Origin of the sequence: Noviherbaspirillum denitrificans (assembly GCF_002211445.1) — a bacterium.
Taxonomy (GTDB): domain Bacteria; phylum Pseudomonadota; class Gammaproteobacteria; order Burkholderiales; family Burkholderiaceae_D; genus Noviherbaspirillum; species Noviherbaspirillum denitrificans.
The window spans coordinates 1451204-1467088 of sequence record NZ_LSTO01000001.1 but is presented as its reverse complement, the minus strand read 5'-3'; the positions used below and the strand labels follow the sequence as shown (position 1 = coordinate 1467088).

Genomic DNA, 15885 nt, shown 5'->3' with positions numbered 1-15885 from the left:
GGCGGTACTGCGTTCGTCACGCTCGGCCTCGGCATCGGCATGTTGATGAGCATCCAGCGGCACCGCAAGCTGGTGCAGACCTGAACCTCGATTAAAAAATGCAATAGCCGCATCCTTGCGGCAAGCGCCAAGGCGGTGCACACTGTTTTCGGCCCAGGGAGGGCCGCACCGCCTGTCCCGACAAGAACGAAGAAGGACAACACGATGTCACTGCAAGCAATCCGCAGCCCGTTCCGGCTGCCGCCTCACTATGCCGCGCTCGCGGCAATCCCCCTGATCCTCGCAGGCTGCAACAGCGTGCCGCTCTCGGAACCTGCATCCGATGCACGGCCCGCGGCACAGGGCAAGCCGTCGTCCACCTTGCCGGCCTTGCCGCCTGCCGGCTCCGGACGCGGCGGCTACTACATGGACGACGGTCCCGGCGACAATCCGCCCGAAGGCCTGATGGATGTGCCTGACGCCGAACCGAAGATCGAGCCCTACGCCAATCGCGGCAACAAGCCGTACGTCGTGTTCGGCACGACCTATACTCCGGTGATGGAAGAGCGGCCGTTCAAGCAGCGCGGCGTGGGCAGCTGGTACGGCAAGAAATTCCACGGCCAGAAGACCTCGTCCGGCGAGCCGTACGACATGTACAAGATGACTGCCGCACACCCCACGCTGCCGATTCCGTCATATGCGCGTGTCACCAACCTGGTCAATGGCAAGCAGGTCGTGGTTCGGGTGAACGACCGCGGCCCCTTCCATTCCGGCCGCATCATCGACCTGTCGTACACGGCGGCTCTCAAGCTGGGCTATCTCGGCAAGGGCAGCGGCGAGCTGGAAGTCGAGCGCATCCTGCCTGAGGAAATCGCGCGCATGAACAAGGGTAAGGGCGAGACGCTGGCACGGGCCGACAAGGCAGTGCCGCAGGAGACTGCGGTCGTCGCGATGCCAGTCAGCCTTGGCGGGCCGGAAGCGCCACGCCAGCTGGAAGAGTACAAATTGCCCGCGCCGGTCGTCGTGTCGCCGCAAGCCGTATCGGGGCAGGGCTTCTACCTGCAGCTCGGCGCCTATTCGCAGGCGGCGAATGCCGAGGCGGCCCGTTCGCGTTTGTTGACGAAGCAGGGGGCGGCATTGCGGCCGATCGAAGTGGTCGAGTACAACAAGTTCTTCCGCGTCTACAGCGGGCCATTCGCCACCCGTGCGGAAGCCGATGCAGCCGCCCAGCAGATGCAGGAAGGCGGGCTGGGCAAGCCGATGATCGTGCAGCGCTGAATCAGCGGTCGCCCTTCATCTGCAGCGCGCGGTCATACAGCGCATTCTTTTTCTTTCCGGTGATCTGTGCCGCCAGCGACGCGGCCTGTTTCACCGGGCATTCGGCAAGCAGGATCGCGAGAATGCGTTCCGCTTCCGCATCGTCCTCCTCCGATGCCGGTGCCGCGCCCTCGACCAGGACGACGAACTCGCCTTTCTGCCGGTTGGGATCGGCGTCCAGCCACGCACGTGCTTCGGACAGCCGGCAGCGATGCACCTCTTCGAACAGCTTGGTCAGCTCGCGGGCAAACACGACCTGTCGTTCACCTTGCAGTGTCGCGCAGAGCGCGTCGACGGTGTCAACAATGCGATGCGGCGCTTCATAGAAGACGAGCGTCGCTGCAACATCCTTCAGTTCCAGCAAGGCCGATTCGCGTTGTTTCGCCTTCGCCGGAAGGAAGCCGGCAAACAGGAAGCGGTCTCCGACCAGCCCGCTTGCAGACAGCGCACTGACGGCTGCCGAAGCGCCCGGCAGCGGCATCACGCGCAAGCCCGCCGCGCGTACCGCATCCACGATGCGCGCACCGGGGTCGGAGACGGCCGGCGTGCCAGCGTCGGAGACCAGCGCGATGCGCTGTCCCGCCTGCAGGCGTGCGATGAGCTTTTCCGCCGCTTCGCGCTCGTTGTGTTCATGTGCGGCAACCAGTTCCTTGTGCAAGCCGTAACGATGCAGGAGTTGCGCGGTATTGCGCGTGTCTTCGCAAGCCACCGCATCGGCGATCGCAAGAACGTTGAGCGCACGCAATGTGATATCCCCCGCGTTTCCGATGGGAGTGGCCACCACATATAATGTGGACGGCGGATACACTTGGTGCGCGACGTCCTGCATGATGGAATCGAGGGACGGCGCGGTGGACGTGGACTGTGGCATGGGGAGAAGTAATGTCGGGCCAGTGGGCAAAACTGATGGTGCTGGGCATGGTGCTGAGCGGATTGTGCCTGCCTGCGCGGGCAAACACAACCGGCCCCGTGAGCGAAGTCGAAACCTCGTCGGTCGATCTGTCGACGACCGAAAAGACAGTGAGCATCGCGCTGCTGCTGCCGCTGCGCTCGGAAATCCTGCGCGTACCCTCGGAGGTGCTGCGCGCGGGCTTCCAGGCAGCCTATGAACGCGAGCCGCAGGGCGTGACCGTCAATGTCGTCGAAACCGGCGACTCCGCGCAGGACATCCTCTCCGGCTACAAGGCCGCGAGCGCACTCAATGATGTGGTCGTCGGTCCCCTTTCACGCACCGGCGTGACGGCAGTGGTGCAGAGCGATGCGGTGACCCTGCCCACGATTGCCCTGACCCCGCCCGACACCGAGAACGGCGCGGTCAAGCTGCCGCCGCAGATGCTGGTGATCGGACTGTCGATCGAAGACGAAGCGCGGCAGGTTGCCGACTGGGCGCTTCGCGACAGCCGCAAGGGCAAGGCGCTCGTGCTGTTTTCACCCACGGCCTGGCAGCGCAGGGCGGCGAAGGCATTCGAGGCGCAATGGCAGCAGCGCGGCCGGGAGGTGGAGGTGCAGGAACTGCCGGCCAACGATGGTTTCCTGAACGGCCGCAACCTGTTGCAACTGAAGAAGCAGCTGGAAACCGACAAACCGGCCATGCTCTTCCTGGCACTCGATGCGCGCCAGGCCCGCCAGGTGCGCGCAGTCCTGGGCAAGGACATTCCGGCATACGGCACGTCGCAGCTCAACCCGACGGCGCTCACCGACCGTGCCGCTGCCGAGCCCGCCGCCGACATGGACGGCACGCGCCTGCTCGATATTCCATGGCAGATCCAGCCTGACCATCCGGCCGTAATGACTTATCCGCGCCTCGTGGTCGAGACGGACCAGAAACGCAATGCCGATCATGAACGGCTCTACGCGCTCGGCATCGATGCCTATCGTATCGCCCATGAAATCGCGCAGCAGCGCAACAGCTTCGAACTCGACGGCGTGACGGGCAGGCTGAAGGTGCGCTTCGAGCAGGGCGGCACCCAATTTGAGCGCAGGACGCAACAAGCCGTCTACCGCGAAGGCGGTGTCGTCGGCCGCGACGAAGGGCGCTGATGGGCTTGTTTGACACCCTCGCGCGCAAGCGCACGCCGAAGCAGGCGGAGGGCGATGCCGGCGAGGAACAGGCGCTGCGCTATCTCGAGCAGCAGGGCTTGGCTCTGCTTGAACGCAACTTCCGCTGCAAGGGCGGCGAGATCGATCTCGTCATGCGGGACGGGCGCGGGCTGGTCTTCGTTGAAGTGCGCAAACGTGCCGCCGGCGACCGCGTTGGCGCGGCGGCGAGCGTCACGCCACGCAAGCAGGCCCGCCTCGTGATCGCGGCCCAGGTCTTCCTGCAGCGCTACCGCATGCCACCCGCCTGCCGATTCGATGTCATAGCCATCGACGGCGCTTCGATGGAATGGCTGAAGAACGCCATCGAGAGCTGATAGCGTTCTGGCAATATTTCCATGGGGCTTTTTATTTCCGCACGGCGTGCCGCCTCCACGCCTGCTCTATAATCCACCCACTATGACAAACCACCGCATCCAGGCGCACTTTCAGGAAAGTGCCGAACTGAAAATCAAGTCCGCCGCGCTGCTCGCGCATCCGATCGAGCAAGCTGTGGAACTTATGTTTACAGCATTGTCTAATGGCAACAAGATCCTTGCCTGCGGGAATGGCGGATCGGCTGCCGATTGCCAGCACTTCGCGGCGGAGTTGGTCGGGCGCTTCGAACGCGAGCGCCTGCCGCTTCCGGCGCTGGCGCTGACGACCGACACCTCGATCCTGACCGCGGTCGGCAACGACTACAGTTTCCAGGACGTGTTCGCCAAGCAGGTGCAGGCCTTCGGGCAAGCGGGCGACATCCTGCTGGCACTGTCGACGTCGGGCAATTCGTCCAACGTGCTGGCGGCAGTCGAGGCGGCGCTCGAGCGCGACATGCGCGTCGTGGCGCTGACCGGCAAGGGGGGCGGCACCATCGGCAAGCGGCTGACCGATGCCGATGTGCACATCTGCGTGCCGCACGACCGCACCGCGAGGATCCAGGAAGTGCACCTGTTGACCATTCATTGTTTGTGCGACGGTATCGACGTCGCGTTATTTGGGGAGGAAGCTGAATGAAAAAATGGACGCGCTGGAAACGTCCACTCATGACCGTCGTGCTGTGTGGCGCCACGGTCACCGCCTTGCAGGGCTGTGTCGAGATGGCAGTGGGGTCCGCCGTGGTCGGCACGTTGGCCGCCTCTGACCGCCGCACCTTCGGTGCGCAGACCGAGGACAAGGCCATCCTGTTCAAGGGAGAAACCCGCATTCCGCGCATTGTCGGAGACGCCGGCCACGTCAACGTCACCAGCTTCAATCGCAAGGTGCTGCTGACAGGTGAAGTGCGTGACGAGGCCATGAAGGCCGCGGTCGAGCGCGAAGCGGCAGCCATCGAAGGCGTGCAGTCCATCGTCAACGACCTCGAGATCGGGCCGGTATCGAGCTTCAGCTCGCGCTCGAACGATTCGCTGGTCACCGGCAAGGTCAAGGCGGCCTTCGTGGATGCCAAGGACCTGTATGCCAACTCGATCAAGGTCGTGACCGAGAACGGCACCGTCTACATGATGGGCCGGGTCACCCAGCGCGAAGGCAACCTGGCGGCCGACGTGGCGCGTGGCGTCAGCGGCGTGCGCAAGGTGGTCAAGGTCTTCGAATACATTTCCGAAGAAGATCTGCGGCAGATGACCGCCACCTCGGACGATCCAAGCAAGAGGTAAAGCCCGGCGATTGCCGGATGCTATAGTAGGCCGCAAAGCGATTCGACTTTGCGGCCTTTTCTCATCATGCGCAGAACACTCCTCAAATTCCTCGCCGTGGCCCTGCTTGCCGGGCCGGCGATGGCGGACGAACCGGTCAAGGTCGTCTACCACCTCACCGAAGGCCTCGACCAGGCATCGCGGGCGATGTCCAACATCCGCAACCACCTGCGGGCAGAACCGGACACGAAGATCGTTGTTGTTGCCAACGGCGATGGCATCAAATTCCTCCTGACGGGGGCGACCGAGCGCAGCGGCCGGCCGTTCGACGGCGCGGTGGCGGCGCTCGCTTCGCAGGGCGTGGATTTCCGTGTATGCAGCAATACGCTGATAGCGCATGACGTGCCGGTTTCGAGGGTGTTGCCGGGCGTCAGGCTGGTGACTTCCGGCGTCGCCGAAGTGGCGCGCCTGCAGGCGCGGGAAGGCTTCGTCTACCTGCGTCCCTGACCGGCACCCTGGACGGCGCAGGCATATAATGACGGGTGTATCCCACCCGCTTCAACGGCACGCCATGCAACCCGAAACCCTTCCCTCTTCCGGCAAACGCAAGCTCCTGATCGCTCTCGGCGCCATCGCTGTCGCAACGGTCGGCGCGCTCGGCGTCGCATCGCTGTCGTCGGCCAAGCCCGCTCCCGATGTCACCTTCAGCAGCATCACCGGCGAAAAGGTGAGCATGCAAAGCCTGCGCGGCAAGGTGGTGATGGTCAATTTCTGGGCAACCAGTTGCACGACATGCATCAAGGAAATGCCATCCATGGTCCAGACGTACAACAAATACAAGGACAAGGGCCTGGACTTCGTGGCGGTGGCGATGAGCTACGACCCGCCAAACTACGTCCTTAACTATGCACAGACGCGCAGCCTGCCTTTCACTGTGGCGATCGATACCCAAGGTGATGTCGCGAAATCCTTCGACGACGTAAAGCTGACACCGACCACGTATGTGATCGACAAGGAAGGCAAGGTGCTCAAGCGCTATGTCGGCGAACCGGATTTTGCCGCCCTGCATCAGCTGATTGAAAAGGCCTTGGCGGCCTGACGCATTGCCTTCCTAACTCCCATTGGGGACGTAGGAAGACGGAAGGCCTTCCACCTCGCCCTGGGCAAGATGCGCGACCGCCAGGCCGCCCCAGCCGACACTGCCATGTGAGAGCGCTTCCAGCTCGCCGGATTTGAAGTCATCGTAAGCATCCGGGTCGCTCCTGTCCTGCGCCAAGGGTTGGACAGGGATAATCTTCGGGTCGAACATGGCATAGGGCGACCCTTGCCGCGGAATGTCGTTCTCCTGTTCGTCCGGCACCTTGGCCCTGGTCTTGGACTTTGCCTTGATCTTGTTGGTGACGGTGTTGTCGTAGGCAGCTGTCGGCATCATCAGGCCTTCCTTGCCGGCGGGTGGTGCATGGAAGAAGTTGTCAGGTGCCGCATGGGCATTCTTCCATGGCGCGACCGGGACGCCGCCCGGCAGGTGAGGCAAACCGGATTCAGCACGCGTGTGGACAATACCGTCCTTGCCCGTCGCGACCGATCCGCTGTCGACGCGCGGGATGGGGATCTGTTCCCGGGGCGGTTCCAGCTCCGGCACACTGCCGGTCTTGCCTTGCACGGGCCCGTCGCGCTGCGGCGTCGCGCGAGTGTTTCCATTATCGTCGCGTGCCGGCCGATGGCCCTTGGCATCGGCGCCCGCTTGCTTCGAGTTGTTGCAATCAGCCTTGCCACCAGATGCTGCCCACTCACGACTGTTATCGGTTTTGCCAATGCCGGTATCCGCCGCCGCATGGTGCGTTCTCGAGCCGCTGCTCAGGCCGCCTGCTGCAGCCTTGTCTACAGAGGCGGAAGGGAAGGCGTCGTTCCCGTCGCACTCCTTCCCAAGTGGCGTTACAGGAGCGGTGCCGGATCCGGAATCGGTCCTGCCGACCGGTTTCACCTCGGCGGTGCGATCGTTCGGCCGTGTCACCTGCCTGTCATCCCGGTCGGGCTGCTTCGGTCCGCAGTTCTCAGCAAGGTTTGCGGTATTACCGTCTCTTACGCCGCCCGCAGGAATGCCCGGCGGCGGATTGATGACTTGCGCTGCATGCAAACCCGGGGCTACGGGGGCATTGTCCCGTGCAAGGGATGGAAGGTCGCTGCCGGGTAGCTTGAGCACCTGCTTCTGGTAGTCCACGATGAATTTCCCGTCTTGCACCCGGACCGACTCGGGAATGGCGACCGGGACGGTCTTTTCCGGCGGCGTTTCCGCGTTCGAGTGGCCCTGGTCGGTCTTCGGCCACTTCAGCATGTCGAAGGGACTCTGGATGAAGGGCGGCGGAGTCTTGGAAATCCCAGGCGGGGGCATGCCGGCCTTTGCGTGGAGATCCTTGCCCGAGGGGAAGGGAGCAGGCACCTGTCCGGTAACGCTTTTCGGACCATGGGGCGGCCGATGGAGAACGTGGCCGGGCCACTTGGCATGCGCCTTGTTCGGCACCTTGCCGAAGTAGCTGTCAATTGCCGTCCTGGTTTCCTTGGGCATCTGCGTTGCAGCGGCGTTGCCCTTGGCTTTCTTCGGCGACTCCTTGGGCGCTTGCTTTGGTTCGATATTGTGAGGCGCTTTTGTGCCGCCTTTGTCCGGTATTGCAGCTGCCATGGTCCTGTCGGGTCCTTGCTGTCAAAGCGTGATTGGCCGGATGAAAGGAGCGTCAAGGGGCCTGTACGTCTTTCAGATAGAAATTGCCGTCAGGCCATTCAATCCGGAAGGCATGCTAATCGGCCATGTTGCGCGATTGGTGATTCAGTGTGCGTCGCGAGGCCGCGGCTTCTCCGCGTGCCATCCGGCGCGCGGATAGGGCTGGATGTGGCCGGAAACGTACAAGGTGAGTTCGGTCAGCCATTGCTGCGTTGGTGCCGGATGCACATAGGGTGCCGGAAGCAGGGCAAGCACGCTCACTGCGATGCGCAGCGGCTTGAAGACATGTTTTTCCAGCGACGTGTGCGCGATGTGGAGGAAGGCGAGGCTGACCAGCGCGCCAAGCAGGAGGCCGGCCACCACCTCCGACATCGAATGCGCGCGCACCACGATGCGCGACACACCGATCAGCACGGCGCAGGCAAATCCGAGCACGACGCCGCCGCAGCGCACGCTGAATCGCGCGCGCTGCAGGATCAGGTAGAACAGCACCGGCAGCACGGCGGCGGCGCGCATTGCGTGTCCGCTGAAGCCGGTGAAGTCGAGCGAACGTATGCCGATTCCCCATCCGATGAAGGCCATTTTGGTCGCGACGACCACGCCCATGCCGGCGGCAAACAGCAGGCTCCACCACAGGGCCAGCCGTTTCTCGTCCTCGATGAAAAGCCAGGCGGCGATGGCTGCCGCGGCCAGCGTCGTGATCGTCACGTCGCCGTAATGTGTGATGTCGCTCCAGTGGATCATGGCAGTAGGTATGGCAGGTTGCCACGAAATAAGTTCATGCGGATTTGTAACCGGGGATGTTCGGAAGTCGGGGACACGCGCAATGACAATGAGCCTGTCCGCAGGCAGGCTCATTGTCGGTGAAAGCGGGAAGCGCTCCTTTATTTAGCTCAAGGAGCCGGAGCGGATGTGGCGGAAATGCCGAAGGCGGGGACGGACGGGGTCAGGCCACGCCGGCGCCGTGTGCCTGCATGTCCGCATGGTAGGAGCTGCGAACCATGGCGCCGACTGCGGCATGCGCGAAGCCCATCTTGTACGCTTCATCCTCGAACATCTTGAAGGTGTCCGGATGCACATAGCGACGCACCGGCAGGTGGTCGCCGGACGGCATCAGGTACTGGCCGATGGTCAGCATCGTCACGCCGTGCTCGCGCAGGTCACGCATCACCTGCAGGATTTCCTCGTCGGTCTCGCCCAGGCCGACCATCAGGCCGGACTTGGTCGGGACTTCGGGATGCAGTTCCTTGAATCGCTTGAGCAGGCTCAAGGAGTACGCATAGTCGGAGCCGGGGCGGGCTTCTTTGTACAGGCGCGGCACGGTTTCGAGGTTGTGGTTCATCACGTCGGGCGGTGCCGCCTTCAGGATTTCCAGCGCGCGGTCCATGCGGCCGCGGAAGTCGGGCGTGAGGATTTCGATGCGGGTGTTCGGCGATTGTTCGCGCACCTTGCGGATGCATTCGGCGAAGTGGCCGGCGCCGCCGTCGCGCAGGTCGTCGCGGTCGACCGAGGTGATCACGACGTAGGACAGGCGCATCGCGCCGATGGTCTTGGCGAGATTCTCCGGTTCGTTCACGTCCAGCGGATCGGGACGGCCGTGGCCGACGTCGCAGAACGGGCAGCGGCGCGTGCACTTGTCGCCCATGATCATGAAGGTCGCCGTGCCCTTGCCGAAGCACTCGCCGATGTTCGGGCAGCTCGCTTCCTCGCACACCGTGACCAGCTTGTTGGTACGCAGGATGTCCTTGATCTCGTAGAAGCGGGTCGAGGGCGAGCCTGCCTTCACGCGGATCCAGTCCGGCTTGGCCAGCTTTTCCGCCGGAACGATCTTGATCGGGATGCGGGCCGTCTTGCCGGCGCCTTTCTGCTTCTCGCTCGGGTTGTAGGCGGTGGTGGCGGCAGGGTCTTTTTCAGTGGTCATGATGATGGTTTCCGGCGCAGTCACGCCGTCAGCAATTCGATCAGGTTGTTGGCCAGGGCCAGTTGCACATCGCGCAGGGGGACGTCCGCGCCGACGGTTTTCATGTCTACCGTCGCCATGCCTGCATAGCCGCAGGGATTGATCCGGGAGAACGGGGCGAGGTCCATCGCGACATTCAGCGATACGCCGTGGTAGGTGCAGCCGCTGCCGCGTATCTTGAGGCCGAGGGCGGCGATTTTCGCGCCTTTCCAGGCGCCGCCGCTCATGTAGATCCCCGGCGCGCCGGGCTTGCGCTCGCCGTCGAGATTATACGCCCGCAGGGTGTTAATGACCGACTGTTCGATTTTGTTCACGAATTCGCGCGCATACAGCCGGGCGCCGGGTTTGCGGCGCAAATCCATGAGCAAATAGATAACGACCTGGCCCGGGCCGTGGTAGGTCACTTCGCCGCCGCGGTCGGTCTGGATGACGGGAACCGCGCCTGCGTCCAGCACATGCGACGGGTCGGCGCCGAGGCCGAGCGTGAAGACCGGCGGATGTTCGACGATCCACAGCTGGTCCTGCGATTCGGGCGTGCGCGCGTCGGTGTAGGCGCGCATCGCGGCGAAGCTGGTTTCATACGGCTCGTTGCCGCGGTCGATGATGGCGAGGGGATGCATTCGGGCAGTCTATAGGGGAATCGTATAGAAGTGGTTCTGGTCCTTGTGCGGCGAATTGTCGATGACCTTGAGGATGGTCGGGTCGATTTCTTCGTCATGCGGGTCGAACAGCCCGCACAGGCGCATCGCGGCGCGCATGTCGATCGTCTTGCCGAGGAATTCGAAGACCACGCGCGCGCAGGCGATCGAGCGCTGGTTGCTCGAGGCGACGCCCAGCATCAGGCCGGACAGGCGCGCCACCTTGTTTTTGTAGGTGGGGAAGAGCACGGTCTGCGCGATCTCGTTGCCGGTCAGCGATTCATAGTCAACCAGGAAGATGCGGTCGTTCAGGTAGAAGGTGCCGCCGACATACTTGCACTTGTAGGTCTCGTCGAGGTTGGCGTGCTGCGGGAAGCGTTCCAGCCGTTCGTGGTACACCGCGCCCTCGTGGGTGAAAATATGCACGAGTCCGCGCAACACCTTTCCCGGCGCGCTCATCGAGTGGTAGTACTCGTAGTAGTAGCCAAGATACTTGTCAAACTTGCCCGTGGTCTGGTGCTGCAGGCGGGCGATGTGGTCGGTGAATACCGCGCGTTCGGCACGCTGCTTGGGGCGCACCTGGACAATCTGGTGGAAGTGCTCGCGCGGCAGGTAGATTTCCGACGGCTCGACACCGAAGAAGTCGCAGATGCGCTCCAGCGTGTGGCTGGACGGCTTGCTGGTACCGTTCAGGTAACGGTTGAACTGGGCGCGGTTGAGGTTGAGCTTGCGGCAGACATCCGCGACGGAGCGGTAATAGCTGCAGAGCATGCGCAGGTTGGCGGAAAACTCCCGTTGTGCGGGATGGATTTTGCCCGTGTCGATGGATAACGACATGGCACTCCTTTGCTTTTTGATAATGATTTGATGCTAATTGACGCTATTTTAGCATCAAGCAGCATCAAGTCGCGTCACTTAGCGAAATGGTATTCGCCGGGGAATATCCCTAAAGTTGCGTGCTGGTCGGTGCCGTTTTTTCAATGACAAAAACAACATGGCGGCACGACTGGCAGGGACAAGACAAAAACAAATAATTGATACCCGACCCGGCAATGACTGCACGAGATGCATCGGCCACAAACTGACTGCATCGGATGGCAGCGTGACCTCACAAAGGAGACATTGATGGTTACCGTTGAAGACTGCATCCTCGGCAATAGCGCGTTGCACGACCGCTTTTTCGCCACCACCGAAATCCTCGCAAGACTCGTATCCAGCGCACCGCGCGCCGTCGGCATGGCCCAGCTCGAAGAAGCGACCGGCCGTAGCGAAAAAGAGCTGCTGAAACTGTGCACCGCGCTGTCGCGCGCCGGCCTGCTGCGCGAGGATGCGCCTGGCAAATGGGCACTGACCTGCGATGCGTCGCTGGTGACGCTGGAAGACGTCTACCGCTGCGCGATGTCCGAGCAGCAGACGCGCTCCCGCAAGCCGGCCGCCGACCGCGCGCCGAACGACGTCGACCTGCTCGTCATGCAGGCCATGATTGCGATCAATCAAAGCGTGTTCAAGCACCTGCGCCAGTTCTCGCTCGACCGGTTGAAGGTAAGCGCAGCCGGTATGTTCCCGTCCACACGAAGGGCGCTGCGCGACCCCGGCATGGAGGACAGTTTCGACTTTACAGTTTCCGGCCGCGAGGCCAGCTATTCGCCTGAGCAGGTTGCTGCCTAGGCGCCCACTGAAGTACCCCCCCACTTGTTCATCCTTAGGAGACAACAGCATGCAGTTCAAGACAAAAATGATTCCGTTGGCTGGCGCAATCGCATTTGCATTCGCAGGTGCTGCATCGGCACAGGAACAAGTCGTCAAGATCGGCCACGTCGGCCCGATCTCCGGCGCCATTGCACACCTGGGCAAGGACAATGAAAACGGTGCCCGCATGGCGATCGACGAACTCAATGCCAAGGGCGTGACCATCGGCGGCAAGAAGGTCAAGTTCGAACTGCTGGCCGAAGACGACGGCGCCGATCCGAAGCAAGGTACTGCAGCTGCACAGAAGCTGGTCGATGCCAAGGTCAACGGCGTGATCGGCCACCTCAACTCCGGCACCACCATCCCGGCATCGAAGATCTATCACGACGCCGGCATCCCACAGATTTCCCCGTCCGCGACCAACCCCAAGTACACACAGCAAGGCTTCAAGAGCGCCTTCCGCGTGGTGGCCAACGACGGCCAGCTGGGCGGTACGCTGGGCCGTTACGCGGTGCAGATCAACAAGGCCAAGCGCATCGCCGTCATCGACGACCGCACCGCTTACGGCCAGGGCGTGGCTGAAGAATTCATCAAGGGCGTCAAGTCCAAGGGCGGCGGCGCCGAGATCGTGGCGCAGCAGTACACCAACGACAAGGCCACCGACTTCAACGCAATTTTGACCGCCATCAAGTCCAAGAATCCGGACACCGTGTTCTTCGGCGGCATGGACGCTGTTGCCGGCCCGATGCTGCGCCAAATGAAGGCGCTGGGCATCAACGCCAAGTTCATGGGCGGCGACGGTATCTGCTCCGAGGGCCTGGCAAAGCTGGCCGGCGACTCGATGGCCGACGGCCAGGTAGTGTGCGCCGAAGCAGGCGGTGTGGAAGAAGCACAGAAGAAGGGCATGGAAGACTTCCGCGCCGCGTTCAAGAAGAAGTTCAACGCCGACGTGCAGATCTATGCACCGTACGTCTATGACGCCGTGATGGTCATGGTCGAAGCGATGAAGAAGGCCAACTCCGTCGAGCCGGCGAAGTACCTGCCGGAACTGCAGAAGATCAACTACAAGGGCGTGACCGGCAACATCGCCTTCGATGCCAAGGGCGACATCAAGGACGGCACGCTGACCCTGTACACCTACAAGGGTGGCCAGCGCCAGCAACTGGCCGTGACGAAGTAATTCACGCTTCGCCTCCGGCGGCGTGAACCGCCGCCGGAGCGCTAAAATCAATAAGGGAATGTAGGGTGGGTTTCGCTTCGCTCTACCCACCCTACGATTCCTTACTCCTCGTACGGGCATGCAACCGAACGCAGTCTCCCGCAAGAAAATCGGCATCATCACCGGCTCGGGGCCGGAGGCGGGCATTGACCTGTGGAGCAAGCTGCTGGCCGCGAACCGGAGGATCCACGGTGAAGGCTTCCGCGGCGACCTCGACGCCCCCGACGTCACCATCCATTCCGAGTCCACGCTCGGCCTGTCGATGGAACTGGCGGAAAACGACGAGGCGGTCTGGCAATGCCTGCGCACCTCGGCGGAATCGATTGCGCAGCGCGTCGATTACTACGCCATCGCCTGCAATACCCTGAATTACTACCAGCCGGAGCTGGAAGCGCTCGGCCTGCCCGCAAAATTCGTATCTTTCTCCGATGCGGTGATCCGATTCGTGAAGGACAGGCGCATCGAACGCGTTGCCCTGCTGGGTGCGCGGCCGGTCACTGACCTCGGACCCTGGTCGCATTACCGCCAGCTCGCGGAACACGTTGCCATCGAACTGCCGAAGCCGGCGCAGGCCGAACAGCTGCACAAGCTGATCTATGACGTGAAAGCACACGGCGGCAATGCCGAAGGCATCGCCCGCCGCTTCCACGCCATCCTCGATTCGCTGGAAGCGCCCGCCATCCTGCTGGCCTGCACCGAGCTGCCGCTCATCCCGCTCGATGCCGGCGGCCGCGAAGTGGTGGACGTGACCGAGCTCGTGGCGCAGAGGCTGGCGCAACTCGCCAACGGCATGCAGCAGCAATGACGATGAACAAAAAGCACATCGGACTGATCTACACCGGCGGCACCGTCGGCATGGCCATGACGGAGCAGGGCTATGCGCCGATGCCGGATTTCGCCGGCGCGCTGTCGCGCCTGCTCGCCGCATCCGGCGATGCCCTGCCTAGCTACACGCTGTATGCGTATCCCGATCCGATCGACAGCACCAATGCCACGCCGCAGGACTGGCAGCGCATCGGCCGCGACATCGCTGCGCGCTACAACGATCATGACGGTTTTGTCGTGCTGCACGGCACCGACACCATGGCGTACACCGCGTCGGCGCTGTCCTTCATGCTGCAGGGGCTACGCAAGCCGGTCATCGTGACCGGATCGCAGATTCCGCTCGGCGCGGTACGTTCGGACGCGCCGCAAAATCTCATCACTGCCTTGCAGCTCGCTGCGTCGGATGCGATCAATGAAGTCGCGCTCTATTTCAACCAGCGCCTGCTGCGCGGCAACCGTGCGACCAAGGTCAGCACCGAATGCTTCGATGCCTTCGACAGTCCGAATTGTCCGCGTCTGGCGGAGGCTGGCATCGATGTCCGGTTCAATTCTGCCGTGCTGCTGCCGCGCGCCGCGCAGGAGCGCTTCGAACTCCCCGACTACGGCGCCCGCGTGGTGCTGCCGGTGCGCTTCGTCCCCGGCATGCCGGTGAGCGCAGTACAGGCCATGATCGACCTCAAGCCGCAGGCGATGATCCTGCAGTGCTACGGCGCGGGCAATGCGCCCGACCGCGATCCTGCACTGATGGACATGCTCGCGCAGGCAAGCGCGAAGGGCATCGTGCTCGCCGCATGCAGCCAGTCGCTGCACGGACGCGTGGCGATTGGCACCTATGCCGCCGGTGCGGGCATGAAGCAGGCCGGCGTGGTCGGCACCGGCGACATGACCTTCGAAGCCATTTTCACCAAGCTCCACCATTTGCTGGCGCTCGGGCTGACGCCTGAAGCTGTACGCACCGGCCTGCTGCGCAACCTCGCCGGTGAGTTGACCGGCTGATCGTGCTACGCTAGGCGGCCCTGAGCGCCGCCTTTCCGATTCCCCATGCAATTCATCAAGGACCTCTCCCTGCCCGCGATCATCGCGGGCTTCGTCACCGTACTCGTCGGCTTCACCAGTTCGGCTGTGATCGTGTTCCAGGCCGCGAACGCGGTCGGCGCGTCGCCCGCTCAGGTGGCATCGTGGATGTGGGCGCTCGGCCTCGGCATGGGCGCGACCTGCATCCTGTTGTCCTTGCGCTATCGGGTGCCTGTCGTCACCGCGTGGTCCACGCCGGGGGCGGCGATGCTGATCACCGGCGCGGCAGGCGCATCGATTGGGGAGGCGACCGGGGCTTTTCTCGTTTCCGCGGCGCTGATTACGGTGTGCGGTTTTTCGGGCTGGTTCGAGCGCATGATCAACCGCATTCCCGTGTCGATCGCATCGGGAATGCTGGCCGGCGTGCTGCTGCGTTTCGGGCTGGATGTATTCGTCGCGATGAAAACGCAGCTCGTCCTCGCGCTGGCCATGTTTCTGGTCTATCTCGCCGGCAGGCGCGCATTCCCGCGCTATGCGGTCATCGCGACGCTGGCGGTCGGCATTGCGTACTCGGCATCGCAAGGGCTGTTGCACATGGATGGTGTGCGCCTCGAGTTCGCCCGCCCTGAATTCGTCATGCCGGTGTTTTCGCTGTCGTCGATTATCGGCGTGGCGCTGCCGCTGTTCGTGGTCACCATGGCGTCGCAGAACGTGCCCGGCGTGGCCGTGATCCGGGCGTCGGGATTTTCGGTGCCGATCTCTCCCGTGATTGGCTGGACCGGCGCCGCCAACCTCCTGCTCGCACCGTTCGGCGGTTA

General features: G+C 63.1%; 18 protein-coding genes. 12 read left to right on the top strand and 6 right to left on the bottom strand.

The features are described from left to right. Positions 1–204: 204 nt before the first annotated feature. A complete protein-coding gene (locus tag AYR66_RS07315; RefSeq protein ID WP_088706959.1) occupies positions 205–1257 on the top strand; it encodes a septal ring lytic transglycosylase RlpA family protein in 1053 nt (350 codons plus the stop codon). 1 nt (position 1258) lies between these two features. Here the strand turns inward: AYR66_RS07315 and rsmI are convergent, their stop codons facing one another. Then, the gene (gene rsmI, locus AYR66_RS07310; RefSeq protein ID WP_088706958.1) at positions 1259–2167 is read right to left on the bottom strand and encodes a 16S rRNA (cytidine(1402)-2'-O)-methyltransferase; all 909 of its coding nucleotides are present in this window, start codon (positions 2165–2167) and stop codon (positions 1259–1261) included. Between the two features lie 11 nt (positions 2168–2178). Between rsmI and AYR66_RS07305 the strand changes: the two genes are divergently transcribed. The 6 genes from AYR66_RS07305 to AYR66_RS07280 all read left to right on the top strand — a co-directional run bounded on the left by AYR66_RS07305 (position 2179) and on the right by AYR66_RS07280 (position 6102). Then, entirely contained in the window at positions 2179–3336 is a 1158-nt protein-coding gene (locus tag AYR66_RS07305; protein ID WP_088706957.1) for a penicillin-binding protein activator, read from the top strand. Continuing rightward, positions 3336–3710: a YraN family protein gene (locus tag AYR66_RS07300; RefSeq protein ID WP_088706956.1), complete on the top strand. Its 375-nt coding sequence runs from the start codon at positions 3336–3338 to the stop codon at positions 3708–3710. The genes AYR66_RS07305 and AYR66_RS07300 overlap by 1 nt, the downstream gene beginning before the upstream one ends. An 82-nt stretch (positions 3711–3792) precedes the next feature. Continuing rightward, the gene (locus tag AYR66_RS07295; protein WP_088706955.1) at positions 3793–4386 is read left to right on the top strand and encodes a phosphoheptose isomerase; all 594 of its coding nucleotides are present in this window, start codon (positions 3793–3795) and stop codon (positions 4384–4386) included. After that, positions 4383–5024 (top strand): BON domain-containing protein, encoded by a 642-nt coding sequence (locus AYR66_RS07290; RefSeq protein WP_088706954.1) that lies wholly within the window; start codon positions 4383–4385, stop codon positions 5022–5024. Before AYR66_RS07295 ends, AYR66_RS07290 begins: the two co-directional genes overlap by 4 nt. Positions 5025–5090: 66 nt before the next feature. Further along, complete coding sequence (locus AYR66_RS07285) at positions 5091–5510, top strand: DsrE family protein (protein WP_088706953.1); 420 nt, start codon at positions 5091–5093, stop codon at positions 5508–5510. 64 nt (positions 5511–5574) lie between these two features. Continuing rightward, a complete protein-coding gene (locus AYR66_RS07280; RefSeq protein ID WP_088706952.1) occupies positions 5575–6102 on the top strand; it encodes a peroxiredoxin family protein in 528 nt (175 codons plus the stop codon). Positions 6103–6114: 12 nt separating this feature from the next. On the opposite strand, the gene AYR66_RS07275 is transcribed toward AYR66_RS07280, so the two are convergent. From AYR66_RS07275 to AYR66_RS07255, 5 genes are all read right to left on the bottom strand, one after another. Then, positions 6115–7683, bottom strand: coding sequence for a hypothetical protein (locus AYR66_RS07275; protein ID WP_088706951.1), 1569 nt, complete (start codon positions 7681–7683; stop codon positions 6115–6117). A gap of 144 nt (positions 7684–7827) precedes the next feature. Beyond that, the gene (locus AYR66_RS07270) at positions 7828–8466 is read right to left on the bottom strand and encodes a phosphatase PAP2 family protein (protein ID WP_088706950.1); all 639 of its coding nucleotides are present in this window, start codon (positions 8464–8466) and stop codon (positions 7828–7830) included. A 202-nt stretch (positions 8467–8668) separates the two neighbouring features. Beyond that, positions 8669–9643, bottom strand: a complete 975-nt coding sequence (gene lipA / locus AYR66_RS07265; protein ID WP_088709668.1) for a lipoyl synthase — start codon at positions 9641–9643, stop codon at positions 8669–8671. 20 nt (positions 9644–9663) lie between these two features. Then, on the bottom strand, positions 9664–10302 hold the full coding sequence (gene lipB, locus AYR66_RS07260; protein WP_088706949.1) for a lipoyl(octanoyl) transferase LipB: 639 nt from the start codon (positions 10300–10302) through the stop codon (positions 9664–9666). Positions 10303–10311: 9 nt separating this feature from the next. After that, positions 10312–11157, bottom strand: coding sequence for a helix-turn-helix domain-containing protein (locus tag AYR66_RS07255; RefSeq protein ID WP_088706948.1), 846 nt, complete (start codon positions 11155–11157; stop codon positions 10312–10314). Positions 11158–11445: 288 nt separating this feature from the next. Here AYR66_RS07255 and AYR66_RS07250 point away from each other — a divergent pair, with 288 nt between their 5' ends. From AYR66_RS07250 to AYR66_RS07230, 5 genes are all read left to right on the top strand, one after another. Next, positions 11446–11988, top strand: coding sequence for an Rrf2 family transcriptional regulator (locus AYR66_RS07250; protein ID WP_088706947.1), 543 nt, complete (start codon positions 11446–11448; stop codon positions 11986–11988). A gap of 49 nt (positions 11989–12037) precedes the next feature. Next, positions 12038–13189 (top strand): branched-chain amino acid ABC transporter substrate-binding protein, encoded by a 1152-nt coding sequence (locus AYR66_RS07245; protein WP_088706946.1) that lies wholly within the window; start codon positions 12038–12040, stop codon positions 13187–13189. A gap of 118 nt (positions 13190–13307) precedes the next feature. Further along, complete coding sequence (locus AYR66_RS07240; protein WP_088706945.1) at positions 13308–14033, top strand: aspartate/glutamate racemase family protein; 726 nt, start codon at positions 13308–13310, stop codon at positions 14031–14033. Then, complete coding sequence (locus AYR66_RS07235; RefSeq protein ID WP_206047094.1) at positions 14030–15049, top strand: type I asparaginase; 1020 nt, start codon at positions 14030–14032, stop codon at positions 15047–15049. The genes AYR66_RS07240 and AYR66_RS07235 overlap by 4 nt, the downstream gene beginning before the upstream one ends. Positions 15050–15094: 45 nt before the next feature. Further along, positions 15095–15885 (top strand): benzoate/H(+) symporter BenE family transporter (locus AYR66_RS07230; protein WP_088709666.1); only part of this gene is annotated, 791 nt, incomplete at its 3' end.